15 protein-coding genes are annotated in these 10338 nt (G+C 50.5%); all 15 read left to right on the forward strand.

The annotated features are described in order from the left end of the window. Positions 1-1006: 1006 nt before the first annotated feature. The 15 genes from ROV93_RS00580 to ROV93_RS00650 all read left to right on the forward strand — a co-directional run bounded on the left by ROV93_RS00580 (position 1007) and on the right by ROV93_RS00650 (position 10322). Positions 1007-1408: a hypothetical protein gene (locus ROV93_RS00580; RefSeq protein ID WP_140222723.1), complete on the forward strand. Its 402-nt coding sequence runs from the start codon at positions 1007-1009 to the stop codon at positions 1406-1408. A gap of 18 nt (positions 1409-1426) precedes the next feature. Next, positions 1427-1912, forward strand: a complete 486-nt coding sequence (locus tag ROV93_RS00585) for a hypothetical protein (protein ID WP_140222722.1) — start codon at positions 1427-1429, stop codon at positions 1910-1912. A gap of 243 nt (positions 1913-2155) precedes the next feature. Beyond that, positions 2156-2605 carry a hypothetical protein gene (locus ROV93_RS00590; protein ID WP_140222721.1) on the forward strand — a complete coding sequence of 150 codons (450 nt, stop codon included), beginning with the start codon at positions 2156-2158 and terminating at the stop codon, positions 2603-2605. Next, complete coding sequence (locus ROV93_RS00595) at positions 2602-2970, forward strand: hypothetical protein (protein WP_140222720.1); 369 nt, start codon at positions 2602-2604, stop codon at positions 2968-2970. The genes ROV93_RS00590 and ROV93_RS00595 overlap by 4 nt, the downstream gene beginning before the upstream one ends. 57 nt (positions 2971-3027) lie before the next feature. Continuing rightward, positions 3028-3168: a hypothetical protein gene (locus ROV93_RS00600; RefSeq protein WP_172617716.1), complete on the forward strand. Its 141-nt coding sequence runs from the start codon at positions 3028-3030 to the stop codon at positions 3166-3168. 276 nt (positions 3169-3444) lie between these two features. Beyond that, positions 3445-3849 (forward strand): hypothetical protein, encoded by a 405-nt coding sequence (locus tag ROV93_RS00605; RefSeq protein WP_140222719.1) that lies wholly within the window; start codon positions 3445-3447, stop codon positions 3847-3849. A 1-nt stretch (position 3850) separates the two neighbouring features. Then, entirely contained in the window at positions 3851-4228 is a 378-nt protein-coding gene (locus ROV93_RS00610; RefSeq protein WP_312538382.1) for a hypothetical protein, read from the forward strand. A gap of 104 nt (positions 4229-4332) precedes the next feature. Beyond that, positions 4333-5166 carry a hypothetical protein gene (locus ROV93_RS00615; RefSeq protein WP_140222717.1) on the forward strand — a complete coding sequence of 278 codons (834 nt, stop codon included), beginning with the start codon at positions 4333-4335 and terminating at the stop codon, positions 5164-5166. Positions 5167-5352: 186 nt separating this feature from the next. Beyond that, on the forward strand, positions 5353-6189 hold the full coding sequence (locus ROV93_RS00620) for a hypothetical protein (RefSeq protein WP_140222716.1): 837 nt from the start codon (positions 5353-5355) through the stop codon (positions 6187-6189). A gap of 21 nt (positions 6190-6210) precedes the next feature. Then, a complete protein-coding gene (locus ROV93_RS00625) occupies positions 6211-6597 on the forward strand; it encodes a hypothetical protein (protein WP_140222715.1) in 387 nt (128 codons plus the stop codon). Continuing rightward, positions 6594-7037, forward strand: coding sequence for a hypothetical protein (locus ROV93_RS00630; RefSeq protein ID WP_140222714.1), 444 nt, complete (start codon positions 6594-6596; stop codon positions 7035-7037). The genes ROV93_RS00625 and ROV93_RS00630 overlap by 4 nt, the downstream gene beginning before the upstream one ends. Before the next feature lie 864 nt (positions 7038-7901). Further along, positions 7902-8279, forward strand: coding sequence for a hypothetical protein (locus tag ROV93_RS00635; RefSeq protein ID WP_279735634.1), 378 nt, complete (start codon positions 7902-7904; stop codon positions 8277-8279). A gap of 38 nt (positions 8280-8317) precedes the next feature. Then, a complete protein-coding gene (locus ROV93_RS00640) occupies positions 8318-8989 on the forward strand; it encodes a hypothetical protein (protein WP_279735633.1) in 672 nt (223 codons plus the stop codon). 62 nt (positions 8990-9051) lie between these two features. Next, a complete protein-coding gene (locus tag ROV93_RS00645) occupies positions 9052-9465 on the forward strand; it encodes a hypothetical protein (protein WP_279735632.1) in 414 nt (137 codons plus the stop codon). Beyond that, positions 9462-10322: a hypothetical protein gene (locus tag ROV93_RS00650; protein ID WP_279735631.1), complete on the forward strand. Its 861-nt coding sequence runs from the start codon at positions 9462-9464 to the stop codon at positions 10320-10322. Before ROV93_RS00645 ends, ROV93_RS00650 begins: the two co-directional genes overlap by 4 nt. The last annotated feature ends 16 nt before the right edge of the window (positions 10323-10338 follow it).

The following is a 10338-nucleotide window of genomic DNA, read 5'->3' on the forward strand; positions in this document are numbered from 1 at the left end:
TGATCTGCATCCCTAAGCATCAGCATCTGTTGCCGCTGGCGCTTGCTAATTCCCCGCATTGGCGTCTTCTTCTTAGCGCGCTTCAACCCAGCCAAGGAGCTACTTGTGGGTAGTCCAACTACCCAACAATTCAGGCTCGCAAGCACGCCCTTTGCTCTTTCCAGGTGTTGCACCGGCACACGCACCCTCACTTCACCAGCCCGTTCCTCAACGACCCCTGCGAACTGGCTTCGCAAGACAGCCAAGGTGGCTCCGCGCCCGTGTTGTTCCCTATCGAAGATCAAGGTTCCCTCTTCGACCCTCACTCTCACTCGCGGGCTCTTCCAACGCTCTTCCAGCGCCTTTCTGACCGCCTTTCTGTGCGCTGAGTAAGCCACCGGCAGTTGATGGTTCTGGGCTTGCTCAGCGGCTTCCAGGCGCTTCACCAGCAACGCAGGCAAGTTCTTCGGAACTACTCGATGAAAGGGCGTAGCGAGCCAGCCCATCAGGTCTGACTGACTCTTGCTTCCGAGGCACTCGTTACACGCGAGAACAATGCCCGCGTCCTTTGACCCGCCAACCTGCACAGGGATGAGCAGAGAGCTTTTCGCTCTTCCAGGAAGCGGCTCATCGCAATACGCACACAAGCCTCTTTGTTGCTCTCTTAAACTTCGTCTAATCCAGGTCTTTGCCATCGCGCTTCTCCAATTAATCTGTTCTATTAATTAATTGGTAGCACGTAAGTCTATTCTGACAAGAGCAAAAGACAGAAAAAGCGGCTAAAAGCAAAAGGCTGGGAGCTTGCGCTACGTTGCGCCTGCGGCGCGGCTTCGCGCTTTTACGAGCTTATTAAACTTTTTCAGTCCAACCCATGCTTATCGCTAGCACTCTTTTACCCGAACTCAAAAGCGTGAATTATTTCCGCTTTTGAATTCTCGTGTCCTTTTGCTCTTGTCAACTCTCAAATCCGATCTACTCTCAAAGAACACGACTCATTTGAGCCACAACCTAAAACACAAGGAGAGTTATGGAAAGAAATATACAACCCAAAGATGAGAAATTAAACCGCGTGGCTCCAAATCCTCGCGTCAGCTTTCAACTCAACGAAGATCTTCGCGATTGGAGCGCAGAAGCCGAGTGCCGCAAAGCAAAGCTGCAACGACAAATCATTCAGCACTATTTGAACAACTTCGATGACGAAGAACTTCGGCTTGAATTGCATTTGGCTGAATCGAAAGAGTCTTACGAAGATGACCAGAATCAGACTGGCGCATGGTTGCAAATGACGCGGATCTCGAAAGAAGACCAGGCTGCAATTCGCTTGCGCGCGGATGCGCTTGATCTTTCGAGAACCAATATGGTTCGGCTGATGATGCAAGCCGCCGTCAAGCGTTGGAAAGAGCAGAGCGAGAGCAGCTCAATTTTTTGACAACAATAGGAGAATGACATGAGAGACATTACCAAACGCCCTAAACCCCCAGTCATGGCCGAAATCAAACGCCGCCTTTCCGTCTGTCTGCCGCTTGCTCTCGTTCGAATCCTGAACGAAGAACAAAACCGAGTCGAGATTGCTGTCAAAGACGCGCTCAACCAACTCGATTCCAGCCTTGGGCTCGAATCGGTGCAACTCGATAGCTCTGAACGCTTCGCAATCAAGCAAGAGCCAATCGTCATCGCGAAAGAGAACGAAGGCAGCTACTTCGTTCGCGATGCGTGCTCCATTTATGCCGATAAGACAAGAGTATCAGGCGTTGAAGAAATTGTTCTTTACCTGATGTTCTCCAAGCTCAGAATCTTTGCGCCCGATTTGGCGGCGGACATTCGAATGTTTGAGCGAAAAAGGCTGACTAAGAAAGAGTGTATGTTGCTGTCTGAGCGTCAAAGTCAGCTGGAAACGGAGCTGCGATACATCCGTCAGCGGCTAGCCCAGTAGAAAGGAGAAGGCATGAAATGCCTTGACTGAGAAGCCCCGCATTAGGGGCTTTTTTATTGGGTGAAGGGAAGTGGTTTGGAAAAGTTTAATAAGCACTTCTTCACTCAAATCTGTGAATTATTCCCACTTCTGATGGTTAGTCATTTCTTCCGTCTTGCCATTTCCACTTTTTCTAATAACTTTTAATTAAGAGTCTCGTGTCAATTGAGTCTCGTTCAATCCACTGAAAAAAGGAACAACATCATGAGAAATATCATTGCATCCCAAAAATTAACAGAATCCCAAACAATCGTTATCGTTGAGATGGTTTTAAAGAAGAATCGATGGGCGGGCAGGCGAGGGGCTGTCAAGCTCCTGGTCACTGATCAAGAAGGCATCGACAACTTGTATGAGGTGGAAAAGATTATCGGTAATCCGCACTGCCTTGAAATTGACTCGTTCTGCTTCGACTTGGAAAAGGTCGGCCCTGGAAGCGAATACAATGAAAAACTCGCTGAGATGGAGGCTCAGCTTGAAGAGATCATCTCAATGCAGGCTAGGGAGAACCACGAACTGAAAAAATTCGGTCAACGCAGTGGATACGATTCACAATTGGCGTATAGGAGATTGAGTGTGGCTGATATGGTGGTGCTGTTGTTAAAGAAAGGCGCTTTTAAAAAACTGGCGTCTGAAAGCATGAGGGGTCACTTATGAAAAGGCACTCACTCAGCATCGTCAAAGAGCTGGTCATCGCGCATCCCGAATTCTCAGCTCAGACCTTTGTTCTCAGCTATCTTCCACACCAAGGCGTCGTCTTTAAGGAATACGACAGTGTGAGCGAAGCAGTTGAAGAGATGGTCTATGAAGAGACAAAGCGCGTCATTCAGACGAGCCAGTCAAAAGTAGCAGTTCTGGTCGAACGCAATACAGGCGACCACCTGGTAACCGACGAGGAACTCTTAGAAGCGTTCGATGCGTTTGCTGATTACAGCCAAAAATTCGGTCGGAAAGAGATTGAGACGGTGGTCAATTTTGCTTTCCAGATTATGAACGGAGATTACAAAAACGTTTGGGAATAGAGCTTTTGCAGTCGAGCTAATATATAATAGAGTCTCACCCAAACGTAAGGAGTAATAATGAAGAAGTATCCGCCCTCAGCGACACTGGAAATTGGAAGTGAGATCTGGAAGGAAGCCCGCATTTGGGAAGAGCATGAAAGGATCAGGCTCTCTATTCCGCAAGGGAAGATCGAAAAACCCACGGGTCGTAAAATGTAATACGAGGAGCAGCCATGTTTAGCTCCAAGCAAAGCCTCCCAATTTGGGAGGCTTTTTCTTTGGGCGACGCCCTGGGCGCTTCGCACTTTTGACTGGCCCATCTGTCAGATTTTTCTGACACCATCTCGCTTTCACTTCTCGTTTACAATCCTTCCTATTGAGCTAGGACAGGGGGCGCTCGTGCGGTGGAAAGCATGGATAGCAGCAGTAGCCAGCATCGGACTACTTGGGAGTTGTCAGACGCAAGACGGTGGTGCCTGGGCAATCGCTTGGGATGTGTCCGCCCTTGCCGACTGGGCAGGAATTGCAGGCTTCGCCATAGGCATCAAGGTTTGGTTCACTACCCGTGCTCTGAACCAAAGATTTTTAAAAATTGCCCGCATTCCTGAACTGCTTCGAGACTTGACCGCCCTGGACAAGAAGCTTCTCACTGCCGTCCAGGCGAACAGCTTGGAAGACGTAGGAGCCATTGCGTCCCAGCTCAACTCCTCTCTGGAAAGCGTATCTGGGAAGGTCGGTTTGTGGCAGAAAGTGGATGTCTGGCGTCTCAGACGAAAGCTGACATCGATACGGTCGGGCGCACCCATTGATAGAGCATACGCGAGACATATCTGGGATGAACTCCAAGGTGTCATCAAGACTTTGGAACACATCAAAAATGAAAATAAATGGGTGAACTGACGTGAATCTTTCAAAAGATGTTGAACGGCTGATTGACAACATGATCTGGGAGACCGCAGAAGGCAAGGTCGATTGGCATTTCTCAGAGCCGCCAAGAGTTCTTACTGAGGGGACTGATTTCCTTATCCCGTCTTACGTCACATGTAAGTATAAGGATAAGCAAAAAATTGCAGTCTATGAGCGCCGATTCAAGCATTTCACAGATGTGGACGAATGGTTCTGGACAAGCATGAATGTTTTCCTGATGCTCGATAACGGGGGTCGCGTGATTTATGAATCGGAAGACGCGGATAACAAGATCAACAGCCTTTTCAATGTGGCGAAAGACAATGCTTCCAACGTCAACAACATCATCAAAGGACTTCTCGAAGCAGATTGATAGTGGGATGTTCAGACGGACAATCTATGCGTGGGTGATGTATGCCGCTGGCAGCGCGTTCATGCTATATGGACAAGCAACTCTCAATAGCTTGAACGCGACCAATGGCTGACCGCACCTTCCGCTTCCCAGTTGGGCCGGCTCATGGTCGATGCAATATATGTGGGCAGCAACGAGACTTGACGGAGAACCATGTTCCGCCCAAGTCTTGGAGTCCAGGTAGAGCGGTTCGGATTTGGAGTATTTTGGATTCGGTTGCACAAGACGGGCCTGGGGAGTTCGAAAAGCGGTCCTATGGGGTTCCTTTTCGAACGCTGTGTGCCGATTGCAACGGAAATATTCTTCAACCTTACGACAGAGAACTTGCTTCTCTGACCAATCAGCTTGCTAAGGCAATTGGTCAGAAAAGAGAGGGGATTCCGTTTTATGGTTCGGCACTCGTAAGGCCTAGGCGTGTTGCGCTTGGAGTTCTCGCTCATCTGTGTTCGGTGGGTCTTGATAGATATAGTGAGCACCTATCCAGCTATGTTTTAGGTATTAATCAGTCATTGTTGGATGACGTAAAGATCTACTACTGGCCTTATCTCCATTCTCCAATGACCATCGTCCGTGACTATCGGGTGTTCGATTTCTTCTCAAAGAATCTCTCCAACATTTTCATCCTGAAAGCCTATCCTGTCGCATTCGCAATAGCTATTGGTGGTGGAAAATCATTTTTGGACGACGCGGATGTTCGCAATTTTGATGAGTATGCAAGCCTGGGCGTCGATGACGAAGCGCTGATGCATTTTCAGTTGTTCAGAATGCCATCGCAACGATGGCCTGAGTGCGGCGACGAAAACAGCATGCTAGCCCTTGACTCTGCATCAGCCTTCAACGTAACAGGTAAACGCACAAACAGCGATGACATAGTGACCATCTGGCACCAGCCCCAGTAAAGACATTGGCCGACAGTAAGCCTCCTTCAATGGAGGTTTGTGCTCAGAATCCATTGACCCAGGTGATGGTGGGTGCAAGGAAAAAGGGTGCCCTAGTAGGCAGGCTGAGTAGGGTTTTTCTGACATGTGACTCGCTTCACACAACGCTTACAATGAAGTGGTCATCAGTGAGAACAGGGGAAGTTCGTGCGCTCTATCATCTTCGGGGCCGTAGGCCTGGCACTAGCGCTGGCTGGTTGTCAGCAGGAGGAGGCGTCTCCGCGCTCCGCGCCGCAAGGCACAACAGCCAAGCCCACTCAGCCACCCATCGTGCTCACCCAGGAGGCTTGGGCAGGGAAGGCGTTCGACGGCAAAGAGGTTCGACTCAACACGCCAGAACGCTTCTATCAAGAGATCATCAGTGTCCGCAACGGGGTGAGCAAGAACGAGTTCGAGACGACCGCTGCATACGAGAAGCGTAAGGCAGAGTTGGCTCTACCCACAGGCATCAGCGGCGATGCGGTCTACCTCTTCGAGTCTCCCAATCGCGTCAAGTATGACGCCGACCAGGGCGCGTATGTCTCCGAGAAGACGTTCTGCACGGACTACGAATTTTCGGATCTGAAGAACGTTCTGGCGTGTCGCCTCAGGGAAGTCGAGGGCAAGCCACTGGTGAACAAGAGAGATGTTTACGGTCAAGTTCAGCTCTTCGAGAAGCGAACCGACACGCAGTATTCGATCCTCATGCCCGTCGCCCAGGTTCGCAAATTTGCCGCGCGCACGTCTCAATACGCGAGCTATGAATTGCCGGGTAAGTGCCCGGTCCCGGTCGAGGAGGCGAGGCAAATCGGGCCGGTGGCCATCGCTTATGGCGTCATGTTCACTACGCCGGATTTCGCCAAGGCGACGATGGATCTGCACACGTATCCGGAGTATCGGAACGAGTGGTATGTAGACCAAATTGGCGTTTACGGAAAGGTGGTTTCGCTCGTTTGCTACACCGACGATCAAACGAAGCGCATCCTTTATCAGCGCAAGTTTTGACAGTAATACACAGGGGATAACGTGGAAAAGACCAAGAAGAAAAAGCGGTTAGGCATGTGGAACCGTCTCGCAATCGTGGGGGCGTTCCTGGCGATTTTTGCTTGGCCGGTTGCTCTTGCCTTCATGTCCGAGTCGAAGCTTGCGGAATACCGAACCTCAGACATGCAGCGCTGCAAAGAGCGGCTGATTGGTTCAGGGGAAAGCAGTCATTCGGAAGCGATACGCACCTGTCTCGATGAGAACGCGAAGCAGCAAGACGATGATCTTGCGTATGTCTTCAAAGAACAATTACCCGGTTGGATGATTCTCTACGCATTGGCTTACGCTTTCGCGTATCTGTTGATTTTGGCAATCGTCAAGACGTGTAAGTGGGTGATCGCTGGTCGAAATCAGGAGAACGAATCGTGAGCAAGTGGATGTTGATGGCCGCGCTTGTCGTTGCACCTTTGGCCGCGCATTCGGCAGAGCCTGACCCGCTGTCTTGCGCAGCTCTGACCGCAGGCAAGAGTAAGAACGACGAAGAGAACATCAAGATTCTGGCTCGTGCAATCCCCGAGGCGTCGGCCAAGCATCTGACCGATGGCGTGCGGAAAGAGTGGTTGAAGAGGGGCGCAAACGAATACGCGGCCTTCTCCGCTTCACTCGACTACTACGCGAAAACGGCTCTGCCCCTTGCCGATGAAGTGACCGCTCAGTTCGGTCTCATTGCCCAGCAGGAAGGGTCTTACGTCAACGCAGTGAAGGTCTACTGCAAAGACAAGAAGATCAACATCTCTGAGTTTTTCCGTCGCGCGTTTGATGCAGCGCTGGACGACAAGTTGAAAGAACTGCCAGACGACAACGATTGACTAAAAGCGGACTTCGCTTTGCTTGACCTGAGAAAGCCTCCCATCGTCGGAGGCTTTTTTTGTGGTCGATTTCCGGCAGGCGCTTATTAAACTTTTTCCGTCCCGTCTTCCCAATCCACACCCCATCCATCTTTGCTATCTCACTTGACTAAAACGCGGGCCGGGCATGTGGATTTCGGTGGGCCCAGGTTGTCATTGAAGTTGGCCGGAAGTAGGGGAGTGGCGGACGTAAGTGAGCCTGGGTGAGTAACAATTGTCCAGGGTGGGCGTGGATGGTGATGAGGCGGTGGTGGGGGAGTGAGGGGTGTTGGGTAGGTGAGTGGAGTTGGGCAAAAGGAGGACGTGGGCGGTGGAGAGGAGGACGGAAAAAGTTTAATAAGCGGGTGCAGGATTCGGAGGTTGACAGGTAGGTAAGGCGAAACGCGGTAGAGCGAAGAGAAGAAGCATAGAAGCAAAAATCAAAAGCCAAACATCCCGTGTCCAATCCTGTGAACATGGCTTGGAGGTTAGCGGCTGGCGACGGCTAGCGGCGACTTTTTTCAAAAGTCTTGCGCCATCGTTTGCAGCCTTCACGAGAAAAACCTGATTGGCGTCCCCTTGATGGATCTAAGGGGTTCAACATATATACACAAGACGCACCGTGGTGTTTTCGTCTTGCGTTCAATTCTGCGTGGATTTTTCCGCAGAACTCTTAGAGCCGTAAGCATTAAGAACTGAATCCAACGCATTGCACTCAATCTGACGCTGAAAAGCAGTCAGAGCCTTGCTGTGTCTGAAAGAAAAGGTGAGTGCAATGGTATTGACGAATCTGAAATCCGATCTATACCTAAATCATGGGTTTGAAAAAATCAAAAGGAGACCGATTTGAAGAAGCGAAAAACATACAACATCGAAGCGACAACGCTCAGTCGAATGAGTGAAAGAGCCAAGCAATTGAGGATTCCAGAAAACGCGTTGGCACGCCTCTTTTTTGAACGAGGCCTCTCTTCTTCGGATGACCAGACCAAGAAAGAGCTGACAGATCTCGCTAAGAAGATCGAGCGCGATTCGATTGAAAGCCAAATCAAAATCTACGACGCGGTTCAACTCATGCGACGTTCGCATGACGAATCAATTAGCCAAATGAAAGAGCAGATGAGCCATTTCATCGACGCGATGAGCGAGATCCTTTTGGCGTCTCCTCACATCCAGAAACAGCCGGTTCCTAAGCATCAGACGGGAAAGAGCTTGGCTGATCAATAACCCGTCAAATCATCATTAACAACACAGGAGAATCATCTATGAAATCAAAATTATTAGTCACATCCATCATTACTGCCTTGACGTTAAGCGCATGCGCGACCGTCCCAGGTGGCTTCCAAGCCGATAAGGGTCGTGTAGCAAAAGCTTCCATCGTCGGCTGCGCCGGAGGCGCTCTGTTAGCGAAGTTTACTGGCAACAGTGACAACGCATTGAGAGCTTGCGTAGGAGGCGCAGTAGGCGCTGGTGTCGCGTCCTACTCGGCCCAGGTCAAGGAAGCAAAAGCTGTTGAAGAAGCCGCTCGGCGCGCAGGCTTGCAAGCGCAAGTCAAGACAGAGGAAGTCGTCCAAGGCACTGAACGGAAGAGCGAGTTGAAAGAGCTTCGCTTGCAATACGACCCAAATGATCTTCGCAACCCATCCGCTGAGACGAATGCAGTCTTCGACAAGCTTGCGAGCTTGATCAAGAACAAGAAGCCCGACTCGAAATTAGAGGTTGAGCTAAGGGGAGCAGACAAAGCCATGTGCTTGAAGCCCGCTGAGCTTTTGAGAAACAGGGGTATCGGTCTATTAGACGTGGGCGCTTACGCCACCCCGCCAAAAGCGACAGTTCCAGGGGCCGTTGTCGGTGACGCACAGATGCCTCATGCCAGCGTTTCGGCGAACTGCACAGGAGTGCACGAGATTGTCATCAGCCCAATCACCAGCTTGTAAGAGAACCATAGAAGCGGTCAGCCGTGTCCTGATCGCTTCCCCTATATATGAGGAGAAATGAAATGAAGAAATCAATATTAGCCATTGCCCTTCTACTACTGGTTGCATCGGCGATTGTGCATGCCGAGCAAATCCAGATTCAGCCTGTTGCGGCCGCCGTCTCATCAACTGCGAAGTGCCAGATTATTTTGGGCTCAGACGTAGACGTTACTTCCCGCGAAAGTTATGACCGACTGCCTTTGTGTGAGACGAACGCTGCTCACGATCAAGAACTAGCCAGCGATGGTCTGGTGATTGCTGTCTCATCAACTGCGCAATGCCAAATTGGTCTTGGACCAAAGGATACAACAACCACTTCTGAACCTGACTATCGATATAGCAGTCTGCCTTTTTGCGATACGGACCAACCAAGGAAAGAGATTACCGAAGGGATTTTTATCAGGAATATTGCGAATGATGGTTCGGTGATCTCATGAATACAGAAACAAGAGAAGAACGCATCAAGCGACTGATGAGAGAGCGGGAAGAAGGAACGCTGAGTGAGAAACCTACGCCCGCCCAAATTGAAGAAAGCCCGGTTGAGCCCGCCCAGGAGCACGATTGGGAAGAAGAAGCTCGCATCGTTTCTGCAAAGAATCGAGAGCGCATCAAGAAGAATGCCGAGTTGGCTGCCGCCCAAGCAAAAGCAGCAACCCAACTGGCAGAAAAAGGTGCGAAGAGTGCAATCAAATCCTTGCAGGCGTTCAAAGAAAAGGCGCAAGCAAAAATTCAAGAAAAGAAAGAGAAGAGACGACTGAAACGCGAAGAGCAAGAGGCGATTAAGGAGCCAAGCGTTGAACCCCTGGCAATCAAAGGCAGTCGAGAGTCATCAGTAGTAAGCAACAGTGCGCAACGTCAGACACGAATGAAGTTTTGGATGCTGTGCAGTATTCCAGTGACTCTCAGCATTGCATTGACCGCAGCCTGGTTGTTCAAAACCAATAGCACCGATAGAGAAGGAGTCGAGCCCGCAACTGTGAAGCAGGTAAAGACTGACGAGCCAGCAACAATGCAAGTGATCAAACCTGTTGAGGTGGTCGTGCCGACGATAGAAGCCCCACCGAAGGCATTGCCGCCACTTCCCCAGGGACCGCAGGAACCACGTGCAGAACAATTGATCTTGGAAGCACCAGTCCCTTCCGTTGCTCAGAAGGGACCGGTGCTCGCACGTCCAACGGCAAAAAAAGAGCGAGTTGCGAAAGCGACCGAGAAGAAAGAAGAGTCTGCAAAAGAGCCTGCGAAAAGCGAATGGCAGAAAGACGCGGCTCAAAAGCTCGAAGGCTATCAGTTTTAGTCTTGAATTTTCGTGG

This window comes from Stenotrophomonas maltophilia group sp. msm4, from assembly GCF_032025605.1.
GTDB classification, from domain to species: Bacteria; Pseudomonadota; Gammaproteobacteria; order Xanthomonadales; family Xanthomonadaceae; genus Stenotrophomonas; species Stenotrophomonas sepilia.